At 66.2% G+C, this 25,487-nt stretch carries 25 protein-coding genes; 3 read left to right on the top strand and 22 right to left on the bottom strand.

Going from position 1 to position 25,487, the window contains the following annotated elements; translation table 11 throughout:
- The first annotated feature begins 50 nt into the window (after positions 1-50).
- Positions 51-968 carry a dihydrodipicolinate synthase family protein gene (locus tag EWE75_RS09035; RefSeq protein ID WP_130156643.1) on the top strand — a complete coding sequence of 306 codons (918 nt, stop codon included), beginning with the start codon at positions 51-53 and terminating at the stop codon, positions 966-968.
- 65 nt (positions 969-1,033) lie between these two features.
- Here EWE75_RS09035 and EWE75_RS09030 read toward each other — a convergent pair whose 3' ends face one another.
- The 5 genes from EWE75_RS09030 to EWE75_RS09010 form a co-directional block, all read right to left on the bottom strand.
- Positions 1,034-1,894 carry a hypothetical protein gene (locus EWE75_RS09030; protein WP_130156641.1) on the bottom strand — a complete coding sequence of 287 codons (861 nt, stop codon included), beginning with the start codon at positions 1,892-1,894 and terminating at the stop codon, positions 1,034-1,036.
- Between the two features lie 11 nt (positions 1,895-1,905).
- On the bottom strand, positions 1,906-3,642 hold the full coding sequence (locus EWE75_RS09025) for an N-acyl-D-amino-acid deacylase family protein (RefSeq protein WP_130156639.1): 1,737 nt from the start codon (positions 3,640-3,642) through the stop codon (positions 1,906-1,908).
- A gap of 58 nt (positions 3,643-3,700) precedes the next feature.
- Positions 3,701-4,843: a 3,4-dihydroxy-2-butanone-4-phosphate synthase gene (ribB, locus tag EWE75_RS09020; protein WP_130156637.1), complete on the bottom strand. Its 1,143-nt coding sequence runs from the start codon at positions 4,841-4,843 to the stop codon at positions 3,701-3,703.
- Entirely contained in the window at positions 4,843-6,045 is a 1,203-nt protein-coding gene (locus tag EWE75_RS09015; protein WP_130156635.1) for an acetyl-CoA C-acyltransferase, read from the bottom strand. Before EWE75_RS09015 ends, ribB begins: the two co-directional genes overlap by 1 nt.
- A 106-nt stretch (positions 6,046-6,151) precedes the next feature.
- On the bottom strand, positions 6,152-6,733 hold the full coding sequence (locus EWE75_RS09010; protein ID WP_130156633.1) for an NADPH-dependent FMN reductase: 582 nt from the start codon (positions 6,731-6,733) through the stop codon (positions 6,152-6,154).
- A 222-nt stretch (positions 6,734-6,955) separates the two neighbouring features.
- On the opposite strand from EWE75_RS09010, the gene EWE75_RS09005 reads away from it, so the two are divergent.
- Positions 6,956-8,086, top strand: a complete 1,131-nt coding sequence (locus EWE75_RS09005) for an LLM class flavin-dependent oxidoreductase (protein WP_130156631.1) — start codon at positions 6,956-6,958, stop codon at positions 8,084-8,086.
- Complete coding sequence (locus EWE75_RS09000) at positions 8,083-8,853, top strand: SDR family NAD(P)-dependent oxidoreductase (RefSeq protein ID WP_130156629.1); 771 nt, start codon at positions 8,083-8,085, stop codon at positions 8,851-8,853. Before EWE75_RS09005 ends, EWE75_RS09000 begins: the two co-directional genes overlap by 4 nt.
- 57 nt (positions 8,854-8,910) lie before the next feature.
- On the opposite strand, the gene EWE75_RS08995 is transcribed toward EWE75_RS09000, so the two are convergent.
- The 17 genes from EWE75_RS08995 to EWE75_RS08920 all read right to left on the bottom strand — a co-directional run bounded on the left by EWE75_RS08995 (position 8,911) and on the right by EWE75_RS08920 (position 25,357).
- A complete protein-coding gene (locus tag EWE75_RS08995; protein ID WP_130156627.1) occupies positions 8,911-9,693 on the bottom strand; it encodes an SDR family oxidoreductase in 783 nt (260 codons plus the stop codon).
- Between the two features lie 14 nt (positions 9,694-9,707).
- Complete coding sequence (locus EWE75_RS08990; RefSeq protein ID WP_165388315.1) at positions 9,708-10,478, bottom strand: SDR family NAD(P)-dependent oxidoreductase; 771 nt, start codon at positions 10,476-10,478, stop codon at positions 9,708-9,710.
- Positions 10,475-10,639, bottom strand: coding sequence for a hypothetical protein (locus EWE75_RS24960; protein ID WP_165388314.1), 165 nt, complete (start codon positions 10,637-10,639; stop codon positions 10,475-10,477). The genes EWE75_RS08990 and EWE75_RS24960 overlap by 4 nt, the downstream gene beginning before the upstream one ends.
- 11 nt (positions 10,640-10,650) lie before the next feature.
- Positions 10,651-12,054: a phenylacetate--CoA ligase family protein gene (locus tag EWE75_RS08985; protein ID WP_130156623.1), complete on the bottom strand. Its 1,404-nt coding sequence runs from the start codon at positions 12,052-12,054 to the stop codon at positions 10,651-10,653.
- A 3-nt stretch (positions 12,055-12,057) separates the two neighbouring features.
- Positions 12,058-12,474, bottom strand: coding sequence for a Zn-ribbon domain-containing OB-fold protein (locus EWE75_RS08980; RefSeq protein ID WP_130156621.1), 417 nt, complete (start codon positions 12,472-12,474; stop codon positions 12,058-12,060).
- A 1-nt stretch (position 12,475) separates the two neighbouring features.
- Complete coding sequence (locus tag EWE75_RS08975; RefSeq protein ID WP_130156619.1) at positions 12,476-13,633, bottom strand: thiolase C-terminal domain-containing protein; 1,158 nt, start codon at positions 13,631-13,633, stop codon at positions 12,476-12,478.
- Between the two features lie 5 nt (positions 13,634-13,638).
- Positions 13,639-14,463: an enoyl-CoA hydratase/isomerase family protein gene (locus EWE75_RS08970; protein ID WP_165388313.1), complete on the bottom strand. Its 825-nt coding sequence runs from the start codon at positions 14,461-14,463 to the stop codon at positions 13,639-13,641.
- Positions 14,460-16,085, bottom strand: coding sequence for a class I adenylate-forming enzyme family protein (locus EWE75_RS08965; RefSeq protein WP_206364729.1), 1,626 nt, complete (start codon positions 16,083-16,085; stop codon positions 14,460-14,462). The genes EWE75_RS08970 and EWE75_RS08965 overlap by 4 nt, the downstream gene beginning before the upstream one ends.
- Positions 16,072-17,115, bottom strand: a complete 1,044-nt coding sequence (locus EWE75_RS08960) for an acyl-CoA dehydrogenase family protein (protein ID WP_130156612.1) — start codon at positions 17,113-17,115, stop codon at positions 16,072-16,074. The genes EWE75_RS08965 and EWE75_RS08960 overlap by 14 nt, the downstream gene beginning before the upstream one ends.
- A gap of 5 nt (positions 17,116-17,120) precedes the next feature.
- The gene (locus EWE75_RS08955; RefSeq protein ID WP_130156610.1) at positions 17,121-18,281 is read right to left on the bottom strand and encodes an acyl-CoA dehydrogenase family protein; all 1,161 of its coding nucleotides are present in this window, start codon (positions 18,279-18,281) and stop codon (positions 17,121-17,123) included.
- Positions 18,282-18,283: 2 nt separating this feature from the next.
- Positions 18,284-19,033 (bottom strand): enoyl-CoA hydratase family protein, encoded by a 750-nt coding sequence (locus EWE75_RS08950; protein WP_130156608.1) that lies wholly within the window; start codon positions 19,031-19,033, stop codon positions 18,284-18,286.
- The gene (locus EWE75_RS08945; RefSeq protein WP_130156606.1) at positions 19,033-20,121 is read right to left on the bottom strand and encodes an NAD(P)H-dependent flavin oxidoreductase; all 1,089 of its coding nucleotides are present in this window, start codon (positions 20,119-20,121) and stop codon (positions 19,033-19,035) included. Before EWE75_RS08945 ends, EWE75_RS08950 begins: the two co-directional genes overlap by 1 nt.
- Positions 20,118-21,008, bottom strand: a complete 891-nt coding sequence (locus tag EWE75_RS08940; RefSeq protein ID WP_130156604.1) for an enoyl-CoA hydratase — start codon at positions 21,006-21,008, stop codon at positions 20,118-20,120. The genes EWE75_RS08945 and EWE75_RS08940 overlap by 4 nt, the downstream gene beginning before the upstream one ends.
- Before the next feature lie 121 nt (positions 21,009-21,129).
- Complete coding sequence (locus EWE75_RS08935; RefSeq protein WP_130156602.1) at positions 21,130-21,921, bottom strand: CoA-transferase subunit beta; 792 nt, start codon at positions 21,919-21,921, stop codon at positions 21,130-21,132.
- 10 nt (positions 21,922-21,931) lie between these two features.
- Positions 21,932-22,801 (bottom strand): CoA transferase subunit A, encoded by an 870-nt coding sequence (locus EWE75_RS08930; RefSeq protein WP_130156600.1) that lies wholly within the window; start codon positions 22,799-22,801, stop codon positions 21,932-21,934.
- Between the two features lie 82 nt (positions 22,802-22,883).
- Positions 22,884-24,029 carry an amidohydrolase family protein gene (locus tag EWE75_RS08925; protein WP_130156598.1) on the bottom strand — a complete coding sequence of 382 codons (1,146 nt, stop codon included), beginning with the start codon at positions 24,027-24,029 and terminating at the stop codon, positions 22,884-22,886.
- A 98-nt stretch (positions 24,030-24,127) separates the two neighbouring features.
- Positions 24,128-25,357: an MFS transporter gene (locus EWE75_RS08920; RefSeq protein WP_165388312.1), complete on the bottom strand. Its 1,230-nt coding sequence runs from the start codon at positions 25,355-25,357 to the stop codon at positions 24,128-24,130.
- Between the last annotated feature and the right edge of the window lie 130 nt (positions 25,358-25,487).

Genomic DNA, 25,487 nt, shown 5'->3' with positions numbered 1-25,487 from the left:
AATCTTTGCAAGTCCAGCCACTCGACCAGAAAATACGCCAGGAGAGACGGATGAACCCCGATGTTTCGCGTTACCAGACCTTCACGATCAGCATTACACCCTTCACCGAAGACGGCGCGATCGACGAGGCGGCATTACGGCGTCACCTGCGCAAGCTGGGCGAAGCCGGGGTCGGCGTCTATGTCGGCGGCGGGGGCAGCGGCGAAGGCTATACGCTGACGCACGACGAAACCGCCCGGCTGTTGGCGATCGCGGTCGAAGAGCTGAAGGGGCAAGCCCCGATCCGGGCGATGGGGGTCGAGCCGCGTACCGCAAAGCAGATGATCGAATTCCTCGAAACCGCGTCGCGCGCCGGCGTCGATGCGGCGCAGGTCTATTCGCTCGATGTCGGCCATGGCCATGCGCCGACACCGCGCGAACTCGACGCCTATTTCGACGAGGTCCTGTCGAACAGCGATATGCCGTCCGTGCTCTCAACCCACCAGTCGGTCGGCTATGTCATCCCGCCGCAGGTGATCATCGAATTGTTCGCCCGCCACAAGCAACTGATCGGGCTCAACGTCAGCCACCAGGACCCCGGCTATCTGCGAACGCTGGCCAATGCGCTGGGCGAGCGGATCGACATCTGCGTCGGCGGCCCGCACCAGGCGCCGATGGCGCTGGCCTTCGGCGCGCAGGGGTTCCTCTCGTCCGAGGGCAATATCGCGCCACGGCTGTGCATGAGCGTGATCGCAGCCGCGAAGGCAGGCGATAACGCCCTGTTCCTCGATCGATGGGGCCGGTTGATGCGCCTGTTCATGGCGCTCTATGGCAATGGCGGCATCCGCGTGACCAAGGCGTTGCTCGATCATTTCGGCCTGGCCGGTGGCTATCCCCGCCCACCACGCCTGCCCGCCGAGCCCGACTCGCTGGCCAAGGCGCTGGCGACGGTAGAGGAAATCGGATTGGCGGACATCGAGGGCTGGTGACGCGAAAAAGGCGAGGGAGCCGAAGCCCCTCGCCTTCCATCCCAAGGTTGCGCCCGAGGGGTAATCTATTCCGCGGCCGCCGCCTGTGGCTCCGGGTTGAGCGATGCGATCCGCTGGTCGAAGACATCGGATTCGCGCGAGGTGTCGATCGTCTTCGCGCCCCGAACGCCGAACTTGGCGCGCGCCTCTTCCAGCGGCAGATCGAGCCATTCCTCGTAGCGCGGCAGGAACAGCGCATCCGAATCCTGGCCGAGCTTCATCGCATAATGCGCCAGGTCCCACATCTGCACGAACAGCTCTGGATAATGGAGCGGGCCGCGCATGAACATCGGTATCGTCAGCAGCGTATTCTGGACGTTGAGCAGCCCCGCCAATTCGGGCGTGAAATGCCTGAAGAGATTCCCGTATTTCAGGAACGCCGGCATGATTTCGCCCAGCGCGTCGAACCCGCCGCCGCTTAGAATGTGCATGATGTCGTGGATCTGCACGCCGCGCAGGAAGAAATATTCGAAGCTTGAGCGCGGCTCGAAGGTCGGGATGATGTCGACCTGCATGCCGGCACCGACCAATTGCTTATACCAGAGTCCGCCAACCGATCCTTCGGGGCACGATTTCATGTCCTCGCGCGTCAGCCGTGCCAGCCAACGATCGTCGAGCCACCTGTCGAACGCGGGCCAGTCCTGGCGCGCCGCGTTGAACAAGGTCTCGATGCGCTCGTGGTCCTGCACCTCGCGCACTGCCTCGATCAGCATCGGAATGCCGTAGGTCGGCGGATAGTCGCGCCCGTTGCGTCTAAGCGACTGGCTCGTGACCCATTCGCGGATGCGATAGTCGTTCAGATATTTGGACGAGCTGATGAGCACGCTGCTCGTCGTCTCGACCGTCTGGCGCCCGCGTTGAAGGTAAGGCAGATCGTCTTCATTCATGACGGTATCCTTCACGCTGCCGCCGCTTCGGCCCTGGTGATCACCGGGCTGACGAATTCGCCCGGCAATGCGCCGGTGAATGCGCCATTCTCGAAGGTCGGCACGCCATTGACCAAAGTAAGGCGCATCGGGGCCGCATCGCGGGTGAAGCGCCAGGTGAAGCCGCCCTTCCCGTCGGGGACGTCGAACGATCGCCGCAGCGGCCGCGGCTCGATCTCGTCGAGGTTGAATACGGCGATATCGGCGCGATAGCCCGGCTTGAGCACGCCGCGATCGGCGAAGTTGAAATGCTCGGCCTGCTTGCCGGTCTGGACGTGGATCGCCTCTTCCAAGGTCAGGTCGTTGTTCTTGACGAACTGGGTGAGCAACAGGATGTTCTCGCCGCCCCCGCACAGCATCTGGCCATGCGCGCCGGCATCGGAGATGTTGGCGACGGTCTTGCTGTCCTTGAGCATCTCGATCGTCTGTTCATAGGCCATCGGATGCGGTACGCGGCTGATGATCGATTGCACGCCGTTGGCGAGCACCCAATCGGCCAGTGCATCGGAGGGATGCACGCCGCGCTGCTCGGCCAAGTCCTTGAGGTTCAGGCCGAGCGGGCCGACCCCGGTCTCGGAATCCATCAGCAGCATCATGTGGGGATTGGCGACCAGCGACTGCTTGAATGCCTTGTTGTCCCAGCTTTCGCGGGCGCGGGCGCGGAACTCGGGATCGCGCAGCATTGCAAGCTTGGCTTCCTCGGTCTCGGCCTGGACGACTTCGTGCCAGACATATTCATTGGCCTGGGCGAAGGACGAGCTGCTGAAGAAGTTGAGCGCGGTGGTCGGCGGCACATGCGCGAAGCTCGGCCAGAAATCCAAGCCCTCGGCCTTCTGCTGGGCAGTAATCTCCCACATCTTCTCTCGGATCGAATCCTGGAAGCGCAGCAGCCCGCCGGCGCCGGCCATCTGGACGCGCACGCCGCGATCGCGGCAAAGGTTGCCCAGACGTTCCATTTGTTCCGGCGCGCGCAGCTTGAAGAACGTGTCGAGGATAACCTGGAGTTGGCTGCCGGGGCGGCTGGCGAGGACGCCGATCAGCGCCGACCATTCGGCATCGTCGGCGACCAGGCTGGGGACCGGGCGATCCTTGCTGTCATGATCCATCAAATTGGACGACATACCGAGCGCGCCGGCATCGATCGCATCCTCGAGCAACGCGCACATCTTGCGGACCTCGTCGGGCGTCGCCGCGCGCTCCCAGGCGGCCATGCCCATCACCGCGAGACGGATGGCGATGTGCCCGGCATAGCCCGCAACGTTGGTCGAGGTCTTGCATTTGGCCTCCATCGAGGCGCGATATTCGGACCAGGTGTTCCAATCCCAGGGCAGCATCTCAAGGAACGGCTTCTCGGCCACTTCCTCGAAGAAGGAGAAGATCTTGACCATCTCCATCCGCACTTCGGGGTCCTTGTGGACGGGCGCAGCGGTGAAGCCGCAATTGCCGATCACCACCGTGCTGACGCCGTACCCGGGAAGCGGATCAAGGCTGGGCTGCCACCACATCACCGCATCCATATGCGTGTGCGGCTCGATAAAGCCCGGCGAGACGATGCAGCCTGCGGCGTCTACCACCCGCTCGCCGGCCACCGCCGCCAAGCCCGAAGCGATCTCCGCAATCACGCCGTCCTTGACGCGCACATCGGCGGCGTAAGCGGCGGCGCCGGTGCCATCGACGACGGTGCCCCCCTGGATGAGAATGTCGGTCATAGCCTCTCCTTGATTTTGCTTTTGGCGATTACGCCACATCATATCTAAGATTGCAAGGTTAGTTGTCGTGTGTCAGCGGCCGTTGATCGACAAGCTCGATCCCGTAACCGTCCAGGCCGACATAATTGGTGTCGCTGTTGCTCAGCAGAACGATGCGATGGATGCCAAGATCAGTGAGGATCTGCGCGCCAATGCCGTATTCGCGCAGCGCGACCTTGCGCCCGCCGCTCTCTTCGCGGCCGTCGCTGCGGGCGCGGATGATGCACGCGACCAGATCCGGGGCGGGCGAGCTCAGCACCACGACGACGCCGCTGCCCGCCTCGGCGATCGCCATCATTGCCCGGTCGAGCATCCCCGAGCGGCTATTCTCCTCCGCAAACAGGTCAGCGAGCGGCGAATGGACGTGCATCCGCACCAGCACCGGCGCGGTCGGATCAAGGACGCCCTTTACCAAGGCGACCACTTCGCTGCCGGTCACCGTGTTGCAATAGGAGACGATGCGCCAATCGGCGCCCCAGCGGCTTTTGAACTGCATTTCGGCGCGGCGCTCGACGAGATGGTCGTAGTGGCGGCGATAGGCGATCAGATCGCGGATCGTGCCGATCTTGAGCTGGTGGTTCCGCGCGAAGGGGATCAGATCGTCCAGCCGGGCCATCGTCCCATCATCGTTCAAGATCTCGCAGATCACGCCCGACGGATTGAGGCCCGCCAGCCGCGCGACATCGACCGCAGCCTCGGTATGCCCGGCGCGCACCAGCACGCCGCCCTCGCGCGCGATCAGCGGGAAGACATGGCCGGGCGTGACGAGATGCTCGACGCCCTTGCCGGCATCGATCGCCACCGCGATCGTCCGCGCGCGATCGCCCGCCGAGATGCCCGTGGTCACCCCGTCGCGCGCCTCGATCGAGACCGTGAACGCGGTCTCGAACTGGGTGCCGTTGTGGCGGCTCATCAATTCTAGCCCGAGCTGATCGACGCGCGATTTCGCCAGCGCCAGGCACACCAGCCCGCGGCCATGCATCGCCATGAAATTGATTGCGGCCGGAGTCGCCATCTGGGCGGGGATGATCAGATCGCCTTCATTCTCGCGGTCCTCGTCGTCGACGAGGATGAACATGCGGCCGTTGCGCGCCTCGTCGATAATCTCCTCGGGGCTGGCGAGGAACGAATGCGGCAACGGGGTTGGCGCGAGGCTGGCCATCACAGCACCTCGAACAGGCCGGCGGCGCCCATGCCGCCGCCGACGCACATCGTTACGACGACATATTTGACGCCGCGCCGCTTGCCCTCGATCAGCGCATGGCCGACCATCCGCGCGCCCGACATGCCGAACGGGTGCCCGATCGCGATCGCGCCGCCATCGACGTTGAGCCGATCGTCGGGAATACCGAGCCGGTCACGGCATGGCAGCACCTGCGCGGCGAACGCCTCGTTCAATTCCCACAGGCCGATATCGTCGACCGTGAGGCCGCTTCGTTCGAGCAGCCGCGGCACCGCGTAGATCGGGCCGATCCCCATTTCCTCGGGCGGGCAGCCAACCACCGCCATGCCGCGATAGGCGCCGAGCGGGGTCAGCCCCTCGCGCGCGGCGACCCCGGCCTCGACCAGCAGGCAGGCGGCAGCGCCATCAGACAACTGGCTGGCATTGCCGGCGGTCACGAACCTGCCCGGCCCGGCCAGATCGCCGCCGGGCCAGACCGGCTTGAGGCTCGACAGCCCCGCGATCGTGGTATCGGCGCGGAAGCCCTCGTCGCGGTCGAGCGTGATGTCTCGTTCGCTGGTTTCGCCGCTGGCCTTGTCGGTGACGAGCATGCGGGTGGTCAGCGGCGCCAACTCGGCGGCGTAGCGGCCGGCAGCATAGGCTGCGGCGGTGCGCTGCTGGCTCTGCAGCGCATAGGCGTCCTGCGCCTCGCGGCTGACGCCATAGCGTTCGGCGACCAGTTCGGCGGTTTCGAGCATCGCTACATACATGTGCGGGCTATGCGCGGTCACCGCCCGCGACTGGGCGCGATAGCCGTTCTTGTGAGCGTTCTGGGTGAGGCTGATCGACTCGACGCCGCCGCCGATCGCGACCTCCATCCCGTCCTGCACGATCTGCTTGGCGGCGGTCGCGATCGCCATCAGGCCCGAGGCGCATTGCCGGTCGACCGACATGCCGGCAACGCTCACTGGCAGCCCCGCCGCCGCCGCAGTCAGACGACCGATGTTATAGCCCTGCGTGCCCTGCTGCGCCGCGCAGCCGATGATGACGTCTTCGACCCGCGCCGGATCAATGCCGGCGCGGCGCACCGCCTCGGCAACGGCATGGCCCGAGAGCAAGGGCGCCTCGGCATCGTTATAAGCGCCGCGATAGGCCTTGCCGATCGGAGTGCGGGCGGTGGAGACGATAAGGGCTTCGCGCATCGGATTTCCTGGTTGCCGGCGCATGCGCCGCGGGTTGTGATCGTCTATCGCCCCGCCCCTGCCCCCTCTATTGCCGATGGGCGATCAGCCACGTCGCCACGCAGCATCAGGCGGCGAGGCCGGCTCGCCGCCAGTGCGCGAACTCGGTTACCTGCCTGCCGACAATGGCGAGCTGCTCGGCGGTCTTGGCATCGAGGCAATCGCCCTTCTCGTCGAACACCGGCACCGACGCGTTGACCGCCGCGCCGAACGGCGTGGGCCAGGCGCGCAGCGCATGCGCGATCGATCGCATCGCCACCAAGGTGGTGCCGCACGCCTGCCAGCCATAGGCGGTGACGATCGAGCCGAAGGCGCGCCCTTCGAGATAGGGCCGCTCGTCGCGGGCCAGGTCTTCGAGCAGATCGAGCACGTTCTTGATCGGGCCTGACAGGCTGCCATGATAGCCGGGCGAGCCGACGATGATGCCATCGCAGCCCCGTACCGCCGCGACGAAGCGCCGCTCGTCCGTGGTCCGCTCGGTGCGGTCGGGAATATAAAGCGGCAGGCTCGCCAGGAACGGCCCGTCGAACAGCTCGATCTCGGCGCCTTGCGCGGCAGCGGCCGCCAGCGCGCAGCGTACCACCCGTTCGCTGCTCGAATCCTGCCGGGCGGTTCCGCCGATGCCAACGATTTTGATCGCGCTGCCCATGTCCCGTTCCTCTTTTGCGAGCGTGTGTGATGCTGCGGGTATGCCTCGCCGGGCGAAGGGGTCGAGTGCCCACTATCGATGCGAGCGATCACATTCGGGCACCAAAAGGCGGCAGCGATGCCCGTAGGCAAACGGTCGCGCCGCGAAACGGCATTTGAAAGAGGAGGCACCCAAGTCGAGGGTCGAACGCGACAACAGCCCCCGACTAGAGAGTTCTCTTCAATGCGTTTTTCCCTGATCTTCGAGGCGCAGATCGTCGATGCGTCGCCGCGTGGCGAGCGCCAGGTCTTCGACGAGCTGGTCGAGCAGGCATTGCTCGCCGAGCAACTCGGCTTCGACGTGGTGTGGAGCGTCGAGCACACCTCGCTCACCCATTATGCCCATATGAGCGCGCCCGAGACATTCCTTGCCTATATCGCGGGCAAGACCAACCGGATCGGCATCGGCCACGGCGTAGTCTGCCTGATGCCGGCGATGAACCACCCGATCAAGGTGGCGGAGCGCGTCGCCACGCTCGACATCCTCTCCAAGGGGCGCGTCCATTTCGGCGTCGGCAAGGGCGGTAGCCAGCAGGAGGCCGGCGCCTATGGCTATGACCTGAAGGAATTGCAGCCGATCATCGACGAGGCGATGTACCTGATCCCCAAGATGTTCGTGAACGACGAGATCGAGCATAACGGCCCGCATATCACGATCCCGCTGCGGCCGATCCATCCCAAGCCCTACCAGCAACCGCACCCGCCAATGTATATGGCATGCACCAATCTCGACACGCTGGGGCGCGCCGGCCAGCGCGGGCTGGGCGCGCTGGTCCTTGGCTTTGGCGGGCCGGAGGAAGTGGCCAAGAAGAACAAAATCTATCGCGACGCCTGGGCGACGCGCGACGTCGCCGATCAGGTCGGCTGTCGCCCGATTCAGCATCTCGCCGCGCTGTGCCCGACGATCGTGCTCGACGATGTCGAGCAGGCCCGCAAGATTGGCATTCGCGGTCAGCGCTATTTCTACGAATCGCTCAATTATTGGTATGGCGGCGGCCCGCGCCCCGATCCCGATAGCTGGGGCGATGAACTGGTCGAGGCAGGCACCGACACCATCATCACCACCAAGCTCGCCTCCGAGACGATCACGATGGACCTGCGCCCCGACGAGGGCGGTCGGCGCCCGAGTTCGGGCATCCTCAGCGCCAAGAACGCTTATGGCAGCGTCGCCGACTGCATCGATTATGTCGAACAGCTCGCCGCCGCAGGCGCCGACGAAATCCTGTTCATGACCAACATGGGCACCGTGCCGCAATGGGCGCAGCTTGAGACGCTGCGCAAGATTGGCACGCATGTGATCCCGCATTTCCGGTGAGTGCGGCGGCAGGGCCGGTGCGCGCGGGGCGGACGGCGGTGATCACCGGCGCCGCCTCGGGCATCGGGGCCGCACTCGCGCGTCACGCCGCGCGCCAGGGCATGGCGGTGGCCGCGTGCGACCGGGACGCCGCCGGCCTGAAGCGGCTGCGCGGCGATTTGGTCGCCGCGAGCGTGCCGCATGCGCTGCACCTGTTGGACGTGACCGATCCGTCGGCGATGGCCGGGTTTGCCGACGCGGCGCAGCGGCTTGCGCCGGTGACGCTGCTCTTTGCCAATGCCGGGATGCTGCGCATGGGATCGGTCCTGCGAACGCCACTGGACCAGTGGCGCGGCTTGTTCGACGTCAACCTGATCGGCACGGTCATCGCGCTCCAGGCCTTCGTCCCGACGATGATCGAGCATGGCGAACCGGCCTGCGCCGTCGTGACCGGCTCGACCGCATCGATGACCACCGCGCCGGATCTCGCGGCCTATTGCGCCACCAAATACGCATTGTGGCCGATCGTCGAAGCCTTGGCTTCGGAACTGGCCGGAACCCGCGTCGGCGCGTCGCTGCTGATGCCGGGGGCAGTCGCGACCGGCATCTTTGCACATGACAATCCCAACCGGACCGCCCCCGCCGATTCGATTTCGCCGGAACGCGTTGCCGAGATCGCCTTTGCCGGGGCCACCGCAGGATTGGCGAAGATCCTGACGCATCCCGCCTTCACAAAGGCAGCGGAGGCGCGGTTCACGCGGGTTCTGGACGAACTGGCGGGAAAATAGCCGCACACTTGCGGATGGAAGGGCTTGGGGGCGTTCCTGCTTTATCCCCCCTGTGATTCAGATGATCGAAGCGCCGCCGTCGACCGCCAGCACCTGGCCGGTGATGTGCGCGCCGGCGTCGGATGCGAGCAGCAGCACGGCGCCTTTGAGATCGTCGTCGGTGCCGAGCTGGCCGCGCGGAGTGTCGTCGCGGAGCTGGTCGCCATGCTTGTCGATGACGTAGCCGGTCAGCTTCGACGGGAAATAGCCCGGCGCCAGCGCATTGACGGTGATCCCCAGCCCGCCCCATTCGGCGGCGAGCGCCCGGGTGAAGGTGATCAGGCCGCCCTTGCTGGCGTTATAGGCGATCGTGCCGATCATCCGGGGGTGGTGGCCAAGCAGGCCCTCGACCGAGGCGATGTTGATGATCTTGCCCCAGCCGGCGGGGATCATGAAGGCGCGCGCGATCGCCTGAGCCATCAGGAATGGGCCGGTCAGGTTGACCGCCATCAGCTTGTTCCAGCCGTCGAGCGGCATTTCCTCGGTCTTGGCGCCCCAGGAGGTGCCGGCGTTGTTGACGAGGATGTCGATGCGGCCGCCCGCCGCCTTCACGATCTCGACGATGCGTGCGGCTTCCTCGGGCTTGCCGACATCGGCAGCGATGGCGCTGGCATCGATGCCGAGCGCCTGGAGATGCGCCACGGCTTCGTCGAGCTCGGCCTGCTTGCGCGCGGTGACGATAACCTTCGCGCCGAATTCGCCGAGCGCCTCGGCCATGGTCAGGCCGAGCCCGCGCGAGCCGCCGGTGACAAGTGCGGTGCGGCCGGTGAGGTCGAACAGAGTCTTGAGGGATGTCGTCATGGGGTCTCGACCTTTCAGCCGGCGGTGTAGCCGCCGTCCACGAACAGAGTCTGCCCGGTGATGAAGCCGGACGCGGGAGAGGCAAGGAAGAGCAGCGCACCCATCACATCTTCGGTCTCGCCGAGGCGGCCGAGCGGGGTGCGCTGGACGATCCGCGCATACAGCTCAGGCTGGGTGCGGACGAGCTCGCGGTTGAGATCGGTGACGATGACGGTGGCGCCGAGCGTGTTGACGGTGATGCCGTCGCCGCCGAACTCGAAGGCGCAGGCCGCCCCGAGATTGGCGAGACCGGCCTTGGACGCGCAGTACGCGGCGCGGTTCGCCATGCCGCGACCCGACAGGATCGATCCCATGTTGATGATCCGGCCATAGCCGTGCTCGATCATGCTGGGCGCGAAAGCGCGGATGACGTGGAAGGCGCCGGCGACATTGACTTCGAGGACGCGGAGGAACTCTCGCGGATCGACGTCGAGCACGGTTTGCGGATTGGTGATTCCGGCATTGTTGAAAAGTATGTCGACTCGTCCGAACGCCGCCGCGACCTGCTCCGCAGCGGCGACCATGCCGGCCGCGTCCGAGACATCGGCTTCGACGATCAGCGCGCGGCGGCCGGTCTCCTCGACCAAACCGGCCGCGTCTTCCAGCTTGGCGCGATTGCGGGCGATCAACGCGATGTCCGCTCCGGCCTCGGCCAGCGCCCGCGCTCCGGCCGAACCCAGCCCGCCGCCGCCGCCGGTGACGACCGCGACCTGCCCATCGAGCGCGAAGCGCTGAACCCCGCTCACGCCGCGTCCGACCCGTCGGCGAAGGACCGCACTTCGATCAGCGCGGCGATGCGCGCGCGCAGGTGCGCGTATTGCCCCGCCATCAGCGCATCCTCGCTCTCGGCCAACCGATCCGCCAGCGCCAGCATCTCCGCCAGTATCGTGCCTTCGGCTTCAGGCATCGCGGTTCCCCTCACAGCCGATATCCGTCCTGCCGCTCGTCGCTCCAGCGCCGCGCTTTGTAGGCGAAGCCCTGGAACTCGGCGCGCGGCACTTCGCAGACCTCGACCCACATGTTGCTGCGTTGCTTGATCGCCGCGCGCACCGACTGGACCAGCCTCGCACGCTCCTCTGCCGACAGGCCGGCCTGATGCTCGGCGACGGCGATCTTCACCTCGACCTCGGTCTTGCCGTCGCGCGTGTAGACGCGGCCCTTATATTCGCCGACCTGTGGGTGCGCGAAGACGGCGGCGTCGAACATGGACGGCCAGATATTGTTGCCGCGGATCTTCATCATATCGTCGAAGCGGCCGATCGTGCCGCACTCGATCGCGTTCCACGCCCCGCCGCCGCATTCCTGCCACGGCACGAAGCGCGCCGCGTCGCCGGTGCGAAAACGCACCGCCGGGCTGCCCTCGACCGAGAGATTGGTCACCACCATCTCGCCCAACTCGCCGGGCAACACCGGCGCACCGGTTTCCGGGTCGAGGATTTCGACCAGATGCTCCCACTCGAACAATCGCAGCAGGCCGCGTTCGCCATTGTCGCGGAACACCCCCCCCGATCCGGTCGAGGCGCCGAAGCCGTTGAGCTGTGTGCTGCCATAACCTTCCTGCAGCCGGCAGCCCCAATGCTCCTCGATCTTCGCCGCCCATTCGAGCGGGTAGCCCTCCGCAGCGATGAACAGCCCGTGCATCCCCGGAAACGCCTCGCGCGGGACGATGCCGCGCGCCAGCAGGGCCTCGGTCAGCGTGTGGAGATAATTGGTCGACGCGTAGATGAAGTGGATGCCGCCCAGCTTGAGCATCAGATCGATCTTGGACTCGGTCGAGGTTGCCCCGCCGACATGGAAGCCGGTGGCACCCAAGACGCGGACCGCCTCGCCCGGGCCCCAGCCGCCGGTGGTCATCCCGCCGGCGGGCACGCAGTTGATCGCGGTATCGCCCTTGCGCAGCCCGGCCATGTACCAGGGCAAGGCATGCAGATAGCCGAGCATGTGGACGTCGCGCTGGGTCCGGCCGTAGATTTCCTGGCCCTGGCCCGAGGTGCCGCTGGTCATGCTGATATGCACGACCTCCCCGCGATCGACGCCCAGTCGCGTACCGAAGGGTGGCGCGGCCTGCTGGTCCTTGAGGAAATCGGCCTTGGTCGATGTGCCGAACGCCTTGGCGAAACGATCGAGGCTATCGACCTCGCCGTTCGCCAACCCGCCTTCGTCCATCTTCGCCCGGTAATAGTCGCTCTTGGCATAAAGCCGATGGCACAACGCCTGCACCTTGCGGAGTTGATGCGCCTCCAGTTCCGCGCGCGTCGCCTCACTGAAGCGGCGCAGCAGCGGTGATGCCGCGAAGGGATCGGCGATCGGTGGCGACGCCATCGCTCAGTCTCCGACTGGGCGGAATGCCGGCAGGGTGATCTCCGGCGTGACGCGGTTGAACACGATCTCGACCGGCATCCCCGCGCGCACCGCTTCGGGCGTGCAGCCGACGAGATTGCCGGTCATGCGGCAGCCTTCGTCGAGCGCGACGATCGCGACGACATAGGGCACGTCGCCGGCATAGATATCGCGCGGCACCGGATGGCGGACGGTGATCCAGCTAAACACCGTCCCTTTGCCGCTCGCCGCCACCCATTCGGGCCGTTCGAGCGAGCCGGGGCAGAAGGTCACCGGCGGGAAGAGGTAATCCCCACTCGAGGCGCAGCGCTGGAGCACCAACTTGCCCTCGCGCATGCCGTCCCAGAACGGCGTGCTCTCGGAATCGGGAACCGGCAGCGGCTTATTATAGGGAGATTGCATCTCAGTTCCTCAGGATCATGGCGCTGCCGCAGGTCATCGCGCCGGCAGTGGTGAGGGCGATCTCAGCGCCCTGAATCTGGCGCGCGCCGGATGTGCCGCGCAGTTGCTCGACCGCCTCGATCACATGGTTGAAGCCGTGGATATACGCCTCGGACAGCAACCCGCCGTGGGTATTGAGCGGCAGCGCGCCGCCCCGGGCGATGCGTCCGCCCATCACGAAGGGACCGCCCTCGCCTTCCTTGCAGAAGCCGAGGCCTTCCAACGCCATCAGCACGCTGTAGGTGAAGCAGTCGTAGATCTCGGCGACGTCGACATCCTCGGGCCCGATGCCGGCGCTGCCCCACAGATCGTCGGCGAGGTACTTGAAACAATTGTGCGAATGGCTCGGCCAACGGATCGCGTCGAACAGATCGTCGCCCTGGGTCGGCCCGCCGCCATAGGCACCGCCCATGATATAGACCGGCTTCTGCTTGAGATCGCGGGCGTGCTCGGCCGCGGTGATCACGACCGCGCAGGCGCCATCGCTCTCCAGACAGATATCGTACATGCGAAACGGATCGACGATGAAGCGCGAATTGTAATAGTCGTCCTTGCTCATCGGCGTGCGCTGCATTGCGCGCTCGTTGATCACGGCATTGTCGCGGAAGGTGGTGGCGATCTCCGCCCAATGCTCCTCGGTGGTGCCGTAATCGATCATGTGGCGGCGTGCCCACATCGCCATCGCCTGCGGATAGGTGATCCAGCCGAGCGGCGCGGTATATTGCGTCACGCCATAAGCCGAGAGATCGCGCCCGCCGCCCAAGCGGAAGCCCGAGCGGCCGTTCATTGCGCGGAAGCAGACGACGGTCTTGGCCAGCCCCGCCTCGATCGCGGCAGTGGCCGCCAGCGTGATCAGGTTGGCGCCGTTGCCGCCTGCGGCGTAATCGACTGCGTAGCCCGCATTCTCGATGCCCATCTCGGTCGCCACGCCGATCGCGGGAGCGCTGTCGTTGAAGTTGAAGCTGACGATGCCGTCGATATCGGCGACGGTCAGCCCGGCATCCTCGATCGCCTTGAGGCACGCCTCGGTCGCCAGGCTCCGCACCGTCCGGCCCGAGGCTTTGGTGTAATCGGTGTTGCCGATCCCGGCGATCGCATATTTGTCGCGCAGCTTGAACATGGGTTTCAATCTTCCTTTCGCGTGCCGAAGCGGGGCGCGCGGTTTTCCTTGCCAAAGCGCGGAGCGCGCTTCTCTTTGAACGCGACAAGGCCTTCGGTCGCATCCGGCTCGGTGGTGGCGTAGCGATGGACGAAGGCGATCTCTTCGCGCAGGCCCTCCGCATACGTCGTATCGAGCGTGAGATTGGCGAGCCGCTTGGCCCCGGCCAGGCCGACCGGGCTCTTGCTGGACATGCGCTCGATCCAGGCTTCCGCCGCAGCGATCAGTTCGGCATCGGGCACGACCCTGGTCACCAGCCCCCAGCGTTCGCTGGTGCGCGCATCGAGCAATTCGCCAGTCAGCATCAGATGCTTGGCGCGCAGAAGCCCGATCGCGCGCGGCAGCCGCTGCGATCCGCCAGCGCCGGGCAGTTGGCCGAAATTGAGGTGCCCGTCGCCGATCTTCGCGCTCTCGGCGGCGATCGCCATGTCGCACGCAAGCAGCAGCTCGATGCCACCCGCCACGCACACGCCGTTCACCACCGCGATCCAGATCGCCCGCGCCTTCTCGATGCCGGTCAGCATCTCGAAGAAATCCTCTAGGAACGCCTGGAACTCGGTCGGCTCGCGGTAGAGGCGGATATAGCCGTCGAGGTCGCCGCCTGCTGAGAAGCTGCGCCCCTCCCCCGTCAGCAGCACGAAGTCGATGCCGGGCGTGGCCTCGATCTCGGCGACGGCGGCCTTCAAGTCCTTGACCGTCGACCAGTCGAGCGGGTTGAGCTTGTCGCCCCGCGCGAGGGTTACGCGGGCAGTGCGGCCGTTATACGTCAGCTTGAGGTTCTGGTAGGTCATGCCGGCACCGCCCAACGCTTCTTCGCGTCTGCGGTGAGTTCGCCCTTGGCGACCTTGCCGCCCGACGAGCGCGGCAGATCGTCCATCAGGACGAGATATTCGGGAAACCATTCGCGCGACACGCCGCGCGCATGAAGATGGGCGGTAATCCCCTCCAGCGTCACCTGCTGGTTGGGCCGGGGCGAGACGTAGACGCAGACGCGCTCGCCGAACACGGCGTCGGGCGCAGCCACGGCGGCGACCAATGCGACCGCCGGATGCGTCGCCACCTCCGCCTCGATCGCCGGCGCCGACAGATTTTTGCCGCCACGGATGATGAATTCGGATGTGCGGCCGACAACGCGCAGATACGCCTCGTCGTCCACCTCGACGATGTCGCCCATCAGCATCCAGCCATCGGACGTGAAGAGCTTGGCATTGGCCTCGTCATCGTCCCAATAGCCGAGGCACGTCGCCGGGCCACGGCAGCCGGGCTGGCCCCTGCCCTCGACCTCGACGCCCGTGGCCGGATCAAACAAACGGACCTCCATTTCGGGGATGACGCGGCCAGCCGTGTTCAGCCGCCGGTCGCGGGTGTCCGATGCGGTGGTGCGGCTGAGAGCGCCGGTCTCGTTCGAGCCGTAGAATTGCAGCACCGCAGCCCCGGTCACGTCCTCGAACTCGGCGGCGCGGCGATAGGGCACCGCCTCGCCGCCGGTGAACATCGATCGCAGCGAGGAAAGATCGCGCGGCCGCTCCGCCTGCTCGTTGAGCAGCATGATGAATTGGGTCGAGACGCAGCACAAAACCGTCACCCGCTCGCGCTCGATCATGTCGAGCGCAGTGCCGGCATCGAACTTGGGCAGCAGCACCGTCGGGCAGCCCAGGATCGTCGGCGAGAAATGCGAGGTCCACAGCCCGAAGCCGAACGGCGCCGGCACCGCGCCCATGAAGATCTCGTCCTCACCGAAGCGGCCCGCCTGAGCAGCGAGCTGGTGGAAATAGAACCAGCGATTCTGCGTGTGCATCACGCATTTGGGCATGCCGGTGGTGCCCGAGGTCGAGTTGATCAGGAACAGCGTGTCAGGGTCGCCAGGCGCGAACGGCGGATGATCGGGCGTCTCGCCGGCGCTCCAGTTGCGAAAGGCGATCAGGTCGGGGACGACCAGCCAGTCCGCGAGCGGCGCGCCCTGCGCGCGAACTGCCGCGACCAGCTCGGGCAAGGTGCAATCGCGCATCGCCTCGTGCGCGAGGATCAGCGTGGCGCCTGTGCGCTTGAGCAGATGCGCGATCTCGGCGATGCCGGCGCGCGCGCCGATGCCGACCGCGACCATCCCGGCCCGCTCCACCCCCAGCAATGCGGCATGCACCGCCGGGCCATCCGGCAGCAGCACCGCGACCCGGGCGCCAGGCAGGAGGCCCCTGGCCGAGATCAGCGCAGCGATCCGCGTCGCGGCGCGGTCATAGGCGCCCCAGGTAAAGCGGCCTTGCGGGGTGATCCAGGCGGCCTGCTCGGCGCGCGTCGCCGCGAGGTCGGCAACGCGATCGGACAAGGTCCGCTCGCTCCACCAGCCGCTGGCACGATAGCGCGCCGCGACATCGGGATCGGCCCCCAGGCTGCGCGCGACCTCAAGCGGCTTCACGGTGGATCTCCTCGATCTGGCCGGCATCGAAGGTGCGGTCGGCACCGAGCGGGGCCGACAGCACATGCTCGGCGACGCGGGCGCGGTGGAACGCCGGCGTGCCCCAGGCCTGGGCGAGCGCAAGGCTGCGCTTGAGCAGGAAATGCACATCGACTTCCCACGAATAGCCCATCGCGCCGTGGACCTGCACTGCGGCATGGGTTGCGGTCTCGGCAGCGGCGGTGGCGGCGAGCTTGGCGTGGCTGATCCGCGCCCGGGCAAGCGGCGACGGCGGCATCGCGGCGGCGGCGAGGATCACCGGGCGGGCGAACTCGATCTTGACCTGGGCATTGGCGAGGTGATGCTTGACCGCCTGAAACGACCCGATCGGCTTGCCGAACTGCTGCCGGTCGCTGGCATAGGCCACGGAGAGATCGACAGAGCGCTGCGCCAGCCCGAGCAATTGGGCCGCTGCGGACAGCGCGCCGCGATCGAGCGTTTCCTGCCAGAGCGCGCCGACGCCAATCCGGGTTTGCGGCGACGCCGCCCATTCGACGCGGAACAGCCGGCGGAAGGGATCGATGCTGGGCTGATGGACCAGCGTCACCTGCTCGCGCGGCACCAGATGCACGGCGTCGCGGTCGGCGAGCAGCAGCGCGTCCGCCGTGTCGGCATCCGCGACGAAGGGATTGACGGGATGCCCGACCGCCACGGTCGAACCGGATAGCGCCGGGCCAAGATCGATCCCCGCCGCCGCCAGCAGGGGCACCGCGACGCCGGCATGCTCGACCAGCGGCTCGGGCAATGCGGCGTAACCGCAAGCGGTGGCGATCAGCGCCATCTCGACTGCACCCAGCCCGCTGCCGCCCGCCGTCTCCGGCGCCATCGTGCCCGGCAGGCCCAGCGCCACGATCTGCTCCCAGCGCGCCGCATCACGCGGTTCGCCGCCGTCCAAGAGCCGCCGCAGGTCCGCGCCGGTGCAGGTCTCGGCCAGCATCTGGCCGACCATCTCGGCCAGCATTTGCTGCTCGTCGCTAAGGCGGAAATCCATTGCGGCTACCTCGGCATGCCGAGCATGCGCTCGGCGATGATGTTGCGCTGGATCTCGTTCGCGCCGGCATAGATCGGGCCGGCCAGCGAGAAAATATAGCCGTCGAGCCAGTCGCCGATATCCACCGAAGCGTCAGGCGCGGCGCCGGTCAGTTCGGCCTCGGCACCGAGGATTGCCAGCGCGGTCTTGTGCAGGTCGAGGTCGAGCTCGGACCAGAAGATCTTGTTGGTGCTTGTCTCCGGGCCGATCGTGCCGCCCGCCATCAATCGGCTGGCGGTGGCATAGATCGATAGCGCATACGCGTCGGCGTCCATCCAGGCCTGGAGCACGCGCGCCCGTATCTCGGGCTCGACGCTGTCGGCGCGGCCGCGATAGAGTTCGACCAGCTTCGCCGCCGCCACCTGGAACCGTGCCGGACTGCGCAGCATCAGCCCGCGCTCGAAGCCGGCGGTGGACATGCACACCGACCAGCCCTGCCCTTCCTCGCCGAGCCGGTTGGCCACGGGCACGCGCACCTCATCAAGGAAGAGTTCGGCGAATACCGGCTTGCCGTCGAGCCGCGCGATCGGCTGCACCGTCACGCCCGCCGCGTCGAGCGGGAAGAACACCAGCGACAGCCCCTTGTGGCGCTCCGAGCCGGGCTCGCGGAACAGGCCGAACGCCCAATCGGCATGCACCGCCCGCGACGACCAGATCTTGTGGCCCGACAGCACGTAGGTGTCGCCATCGCGCCCCAGTGTCGATCTTACGCCCGCCAGGTCGCTGCCCGCGCTGGGTTCGGACCAGGCCTGCGCCCAAATCTCGTCGCCCGCCGCCATGGCCGGCAGGAAGCGCGCTTTCTGTTCAGGCGTGCCATAGTCGATCAGGGTAGGGCCGAGCAGGAAGATGCCGTTCTGGTTGACGCGCAGCGGCGCGCCAGCGCGGTAATATTCCTCCTCGAAGATCAGCCAGCGGATCAGGTCGAGCCCGCGCCCGCCATATTCGACCGGCCAGGTGACCATGCCCCAGCCCCCGGCATGCAGCGTCCGTTCCCATTGTCGGTGCGCTTCGAACCCTTCGACCGAGGAATCGAAATCGGGAAACGGCTCGGCGGGCACATGGTCGGACAGCCATTGGCGTACTTCGGCGCGGAAGGCCCGTTCGGCGGGGGTGTAGCGCAGGTCCATGCTCAATAGTCCGCCGTCTTACCGGTTTGGACGAAGGCGTCGCGGGCGCGCTGGCTGTCCTCGTGAAGGTACATTTCGAGCGTGAAGCCCTGTTCGAAGCGATATCCGTGATCGACGTCACGCGGCTCGATGCCGTTCAGCGCCTCCTTGGCGGTGGTCAGCGCCTTGCGGCTCTTCGACGCGATCACCGCGCAGAACGCCCGCGCCTCCTCGACCAAAGCCGCGCGCGGCACCACTTTCTCCACAGCGCCGAGCCGATAGGCTTCGGCGGCGTCGATCCGCCCCCCGGTGAAGAACGCCGCGCGCACCTTCTGGAGCGGGAACATCCGCATCAGATGGCTCGCCCCGCCCATTGCACCGCGATCGACCTCGGGCAGCGAGAAATAGGCGTCCTCGGCGGCGATCACCACGTCCGAGGCACCGCAAATGCCGATGCCCGAGCCGATGATGAAGCCGTGGACCGCGCTCACCACCGGCACCTCGCACGCGCGGACCGCCTGGAAGGTGCGGTAATTACCGCGATTGAGCGCGACGATCCGCTCGGGATGCGCTTGCATCTCCTTGATATCGACGCCGCCACAAAAGCCCCGCCCCTCGCCGCGAATCAGCACGCAGCGCACCTCTGGATCGCGGCCCATCGCGGTGACGATGTCAGGCACTTCGTTCCAGCCGGCGCTGTCGAGCGCGTTGACCGGGGGATGATCGAGGATGATCTCGCCGATGCGATCGGCGACGCGGGTCAATACCGGCATCAGGCTATCTTTCTCTGGCGCGTAGGGGCGGCGGTCAGTGCAGCGATCCGCGCGCGGGCCTCCCGCTCGATCGCGGCAAGCAGGTCCGCGACGCTTGGCAGATCGTCGATCCGGCCGGCAACCTGGCCAGTCGCCATCAGCCCGCCCTCGGCATCGCCGTCCACCACCGCGCGCTGGATCAGCGCCGGCGCCGCAGCGGCGCGCATCGCCTGCGACCGGCTCAGCCCGCCGTGGCTGTGCATCCCCTGCGCCGTCTTCAGCACTTGCGACCAAGAGGCCCCGGTGGCCTTCTTCATCGCGAAGCCCGCAGACAGTGCCGACAGCCACGATCCGATCGGCCCGCGCCCGGCGATCCGCGCCAGTCCGGCATTGCGGATCATGCGTTGCGGCATGCCATCGACTTCATCGGTGACGACGATATCGTCGGTCCCTGCGCTGACATAATAATGCTTCACTGCCGCCGGCACCGGACTCTCGCGGGTCATCAGGAAGCGCGTGCCCATCGCAATACCGGCCGCGCCATACGCCAGCGCCGCCGCCAGCCCGCGCCCGTCGGCGAACCCGCCCGCCGCCACGACCGGCAGATCGACCGTGTCGAGCACCTGCGGCAGCAGCACCGACGTCGCCACCGAGCCGGTATGCCCGCCGCCCTCGCCGCCCTGCACCACCAGCATGTCGACTCCTAGGCCCGCCATCTTGCGCGCATGCTTGACCGCCCCCACGGTCGGCACGCAGCGAATGCCGGCATCGCGGAACCGCGCGATCATCCGCGCATCCGGCCCGCGACCGAAACTGACCGCCGCCACCTGCTCGCGATTGGCGAGGATGATATCGACCAGTTCCGGCGCGCCGGGCTGGAACATATGAAAGTTCACCCCGAAAGGCAGCGCGGTCGACCGGCGCACCTCGGCGATCTTCGCCGCCGCCTCGGCAGGTGCCATCACCGCTGCGCCGAGGAATCCGAACCCGCCCGCCTCCGCCGTCGCCGCGACGAGCACCGGTTCGGCAACCCAGCCCATCGCGGTCTGGATCACCGGCAGCCTGCATCCGAGCATGGCGGTCAGCGGCGTGGCGAGCGGATCGCTCATCCGTCGGTCTTCTTGTTGTCGGCGGCGGCGCTCTTGCCGGTGACACCGCCCAGCGCATTGCCGGTGATCAGATCGTTCTGGGCATGGGCGAAATGGTGCATGTGGAACACGGCATCCATCGCGCTGCGCTTGCCGCGCAGGTCCTCGACTTGATGGATCGCCTGCTTGGTCAGCCACATCCCGAGCGAGGCCTGCACCGCGAGCTTCGCGGCCATCTCGGCGGTCGCCTGCGCCAGTTCGGCGCGCGACACGACCTTGTTGACCATGCCGAAGCTATAGGCCCGTTCGGCCGGCATCCGCTCACCGAGCAGCAGGAATTCCTTAGCGACGCGCGGCGGCAGTTCGAAGCCATGCGCGAAATATTCAACGCCGGGAATGCCCATCATCCGCGACACCGGGTCCTGGAAGAAGGCGTCGTCGGACGCGACGATCAGGTCGCAGACCCAGGCGAGCATCAGCCCGCCCGCAATGCACGCGCCCTGCACCATCGCGATGGTCGGCTTGGGAATGTCGCGCCAGCGCCGGCACATGCCGAGATAGACTTCCTGCTCACGGGTGTAGAGCAGTTCGGCACCCGGCCGGCCGACATGGTCGGGCAGCAGATGCGCGCGCGGAAAGCTGCGCGCCAGATCCCGGCCGGGCGTGCCGATGTCGTGTCCGGCAGAGAAATGCTTGCCCGCGCCGCCGAGCACGATCGCCTTGACCTCGGGATCGTCGACCGCGCGGCGGAAGGCATCGTCGAGCGCATAGGTCATCTGGCTGTTCTGCGCATTGTTGTAGCGCTCGCGGCACATCGTCACCCAGGCGACGCCCTCGCGAACCTCGTAGAGGACCGGTTCGTCGGTCTCGTAGACGATGTCCGCCGCTTCCGGCGTGCCCGCGCGCATTGCTGATCCTCTCCGGTGTTTGAACTATCAATCATTATAAACTTGGCGGGCGTCAACCTTGCAGGCGATAGCGTCGCAACACGGCACTGGTGCTTTCACGACATCGCAGGCCCGCGAGCCATCACGCAGCGCGAACGGCGGACGGATTTCCCTTCAGCAAAGTCGCCCGGATATCGTGCGGGTCGAGCCGGCGAATGATCGCCAAAGCCTCCGCATCGGGCAGCGCCGTCTCGGGCACCTCGCCCTCGGTGAGCACCTCAAATCCGGTATTGTCGCGCACTTCGTCCAATCCGACGCCGGGATGCAGCGAGACCAATCGGATGGCATGGTCCGGCCCGCCAAAGTCCATCACGCACAAATTGGTGACGATCCGGCGCAGCTCGAGCCGGTGTGGCTTGCGGCCGTCGGGCCAGCGCGCTGGATTATAGCCCACCGAGCAGACGAAATCGACTTCGCCCGCGACCAGGGCGCGCTTGCTGTGCTGCGGCACGAAATAGCTGTTCGGATGCGAGATACTGTTGCCCGGAAAGCCGCGCGCGCCGAGCAACGCCGCCTTGGGCGCGGCATGATCGCCGATCACGCTGATATTGGTCTGGCCGAAGCGATCGATCTGCACCGGCGCGACCAATGCGTGCCGGCGCCCGCCCCACAAATTGTCGAAGGTCCGGGCATAGGGCGCCCAGCCCTCGGCGGTCGGCGTAGAATCGCGCGGGCCGATCGGTGCCGGCGTCTCAAGAAACATGTTCTCGGCATCGGTGATCATCAGCCTCGGATTGAACGTCAGCTTGGCCAGGCTCGCGCCCAGCCGCGGGATCGGGGTGATGCCGGTTGCGAGCCATTCGGGATCGTCGCGCCACACGTCTGCGCAGGCGGCGATCAGCAGTTCGGCGAGCGTGGCTTGGGTGTCGGTCATGCGCCGCTCCTCAATAGATCGGCACGGCAATGGCGCGGAGCGCATCGGCACCTCCCACCGCTGCCAGATAGGATGGCGCGTCTACGGCGACGTAGCGATCGCGATAGGCGTCCCACGCCTCGCCTTCGGCGGCGGCGTAGCTACGCAGATGTGCGAGATCGAGCTGATAGTCGGGCGCGGCACTGGTCGGATGCGCGCCGAACGGCGCTTCGGCGACACCGGCGATCAATGGGCGCTCTACCAGATGGTAGCGGGCGTTGGCGGGCAGATCGAGCTGGGCGGTGGACACGATCTGCTCGGCCGTCACGAAGGTCTTGTCCGCAGCACGCGCCATCAGTTCGTCGAAAAAGGGATCGGGCGACAGGGTCAGGACATTGCCCTTCTCGTCGCTGCGATGGACGTGGAGCAACGCCACATCCGGTTTGATCGCAGGCATTGCGATCAATGTCTCGCCATCGCCGTAAGGGCTGGTAATCGTTTTGAAGCGCGGATCCTCGGCGATCGCGGTGCCGATGCCGACGCGGGTCGGCAGGAAGGGCAGATGCATCGCTGCGGCGCGCAGGCCCCAATGGAGCATGCCCTCGTCCATTTCCCACACGTCCAGGCCCGCCTGACGCGCGGCCTTGAAATGCGGCTCGATCGGAATCTGGTCCATCGAGACGAAGGCGAAGATCACGCGGCGCAGCTTGCCGCACGCTGCCAGCATGCCGACGTCCGGGCCGCCATAAGCGATCACGGTCAGGTCCTTGAGATCGGAGCGAGCGATCGCGCGGACCAGTGCCATCGGCTTGCGCCGCGTCGCCCAGCCGCCGATCGCGATGGTCATGCCATCGCGGAGCTGATCGACGATCGCGTCGACCGACATCCTCTTGTCAATCATGGTCTTCCTTCAGTCGCGCCACCGCGCGAAGCCAATCCGTGCAGCACCGTCCCCACGGCCTGCACGGATCGACAGGATTGCCTTACTCGGCAGCGAGCGCCGGGCGGCTTTCGACCTGGGCCGAAACGGCGGGGAAGCCATACAGCTTCGCCGCATTCTCGTGGAGGATCGCCGCCTTCACCGGACCCGGCACGCCGGACATCGATGCCTGAATCGTGCGCCAGCTATAGGGATAATCGGCGCTGATGTGCGGATAGTCGGTCGACCACAAAACCCGCTCGGGGTTCATATAGTTGAGATTGTTGAGCCCGAAGCTGTCGGTCATGTAGCCGAAGTAGAAATGCTCATCGATATACTCGGACGGCAGCCGTTCGAGACCGAACTGGTTGACCTTCTCAAGCCGCTGGTAGTTGTTGTCGATCTGCTCCTTCACATAGGGTACCCACCCGAAATCGACTTCGGCGAAGGCGACCTTGAGGTTCGGATAACGATCGAACACGCCGTTGAAGATGAATTCGATGCAACGGTTGGGCGCATCGAAGAAGCGGCCATAGCCGGGCAGTTTCGCTTTGTGCGGGCTCGGCTTGTAGATGCCGAGCGCAACATGGATGTTGAAGCTGACGTCACGCTCGTGGATCGCCGCCCACAGATAGTCGTGCTCGTCGGTCATTACCGTGGTGCCGGTCGGATAGGCCTGCGCCATTACCGCGCGCATGCCGGGACGGCCGAGCACGCGGTTCATCTCGTCGACCGCGACCTTTACGCCGCCGCGATTGGGCAAGAACACCAGCCCGCAGAACCGTGCCGGGTCGTGCGCGACATACTCGGAGACCCAATCGTTATAGGCGCGGACCAAGGCGAGATGAAATTCCTCGTCCTCGACCAAGGCGATGGCGGCCTGGATTGACGGAGTCGGATACATCACCTCGGCGGTGACGCCGTCGCGATCCTGCTCCTTGAGGCGCTCGGCCGGGTCCCAGCCACCCTTGCGCATATCGTCGAAGCGCATCCACGCCTTGGTCTCTTCGGGCGGCAGTCCGGCGCAGGCGTTCCAGCCGAAATTGCGCGGTCCATCGAGTCCTTCGAAGATCCAGCCATCCCCTTCCGGGAAGCTCTCCATGCGCGGCGCGCGGGCTTTGAATTTCTCGGCGACGCGCTTGATGAACAGGTCACCGGGTTCGTTGAAATGGCTGTCGGCCGAGATCAGCCGCGAACTTCCTAAAGGCATATCCAAGCTCCTACATTGCTATCTTTTATATGTTAGCGTTGCGCGTAATAAGGGTCAATGCGGCGAACACGCCGTTTGGCCCTTAAAAGCCGTCTATTTTAAATGCTGCGGCGCCCCCCGCGCATCGCGATCGTCCATGCTGCGATCAGGACCGCCACCAGCACCAGCGCTCCGCCGACAGCAACGAACGTGCCGTGGATGCCGAAGTTGAGGCGCACCGGCGCGGTGAGGATCGGATTGAGGAAATGGCCCAGGAACAGCGAAGACTGGACGATGCCGATCCCGTAATTGCGCTGCGCAGGGCTGGCCTTGTCGAGAACCCGGTTGAGGAAGAACGGTATCGTCCAGCCCGCGCCGATTCCCTCAATGACCACGCAGAACAGGATGAACTCGTAGCTGGGCGCGAGCCCGGCGCCGATAAAGGCGGCGCCCATCAAGGTCGCCGAAATCACCAGCGTCCAGGCGCCGAGTCGCGCATAGACGAAGCCGAAGGCGAAGGCCGCGAGGATCGAAATCGCCGAGCTCAATGCCGGCACCCGCGACACCAGCACCGCGCTGGTGATGCCATTCTCGCGCAGCAGGAACGGCATCTGGAACGAGGGCATGGTGTGGCCGATCGACATCACCAGCGACAGCAGCAGCAGCGGCCATAGCTGCCAGATCGAGAAGCGCTCGCCGGCGGCCGCAACCTGGCGCTCGAGCGTGATCGGCTTGTCGAACGCGAAGATCGCCGCCGCAAGCATGACCCCCGGCAGCAGGAACATGATGCCGGGCGCGCGCCAGCCATATTTCTGCGCCAGCCAGCCTGCCAGCAGCATCGTCGAGACCGTGCCGATCGACGACATCGCCTGACGATAACCGATCAGCTTCGAACGAAACGCCCCGCCAAATTGCGCGGCGAGGATGCTCGTCATCGCGACATCGGCCAGCACTGCGCTGAAGCCGAGCACGAAGCGGCTGGCGAGCAGCAGATAATAGTTCATCGGGATGAGCTGCAGCAGCCCGGCGATGGTGCAGACGGCAAGGCTGCCGAACATCATGCCGCGCAAATTGGTCGAGGAGACGATCGCACCGGCCAGCAACCCGGCCAGCGCCATGCCGATCGGCGCGAGCGTCACGACGAATTGCGCGCTGAGCACCGCATCGCCGGTCCCGCTATATTCCTGTGCGATCAACTGCAGCGCGGGCACGACCGTGGTGAAGGCGAGCGCCGATTTGATCCCGCCGGTCAGCAGGATGACGATGATCAGGATCCGGCGCCACGCAGGCAATTCCGCCGCCGGCGACGTTACCGGCGGGTGCTGGGCGAAGACCGAGATCGTGGCCATACGTGCAATCCTCTCTGTCTTTATTATCCAGCTATCCTGCAGGCTAGCATCGCCCTCGCGCAATGGCCGTTTCCAATCGGGCATTTCTGCGGTGCCGAAGCTGCATCATTAAGCGGTTCGTTCGGACGCC

It is taken from the genome of Sphingomonas populi (assembly GCF_004208535.1).
Taxonomy (GTDB): Bacteria; Pseudomonadota; Alphaproteobacteria; order Sphingomonadales; family Sphingomonadaceae; genus Sphingomonas; species Sphingomonas populi.
The sequence above is the reverse complement of the archived record's forward strand: the minus strand, read 5'-3'. Positions and strand labels throughout refer to the sequence as shown.